Raw genomic sequence first — 736 nt, 5'->3', positions numbered from 1 at the left:
GACAACTTTGGTTCGGTCATTAACGACTCTCCAGCTGACGGTTATGACAACTATCTTACTGTTGATTATGAATACGTGCCTCAAGGCAGTGAAGCGCTTGGTGCAATGACCGCTGGTGGACGCGTCAAAGGTTGGGTAAACGACTACATCGGTGTAGGTGCAAACTATCAAACCGAAGAAAAAGATAACCAAGACTACGAAGCGTACGGCACAGACTTAACGCTACGAGCATCAGAAGGCACCTATTTGAAAGCCGAGTTCGGTCACAGTAAAGGTCGTCAAACCGATTCTAACTATGTCTCTTTCGATGGCGGTTTAACCTTTACGCCTATTGGTGGCAGTGCGGATGATCGTGAAGGTGACTCTTATCAAGTGAAAGGGGTGATGAACCTCTACGACATCGCCCCGAGCGTGTTTTCTGCTGTGGGTAACGATGTTAAAGCTTGGTACAAATCTAAAGATGCAGGCTACAGTTACGCTAGCCAAGATGACGATTTAGAACAAGAATCTTATGGTACGGAAATCCGTCTTCAAGCAACGGATCGTGTTGCGGTGAAAACTCGATTTACCTCGATGGAAGAGCGTGAGTCCGACGGCACACTAAGAACGGATTCTCAACAGGCAGAACTGGAAACTCAGGTCAAAGTGACCAAACACATTAAGATTTCCGCAGCAGGTAAACAAGTCGAAGAGCTAAACAACGAAGACGAAAAAGGCAAAGGCACCTTAGCGGGCC

General features: G+C 47.0%; 1 pseudogene. It reads left to right on the top strand.

The window, feature by feature from the left end:
* Window positions 1–736 (top strand): annotated as a pseudogene (locus R7Z50_RS27000) (hypothetical protein); the annotation flags it as partial.

Source organism: Vibrio sp. 1249-1 (genome assembly GCF_033340495.1).
This window is presented reverse-complemented; position numbering and strand designations above follow the sequence as displayed.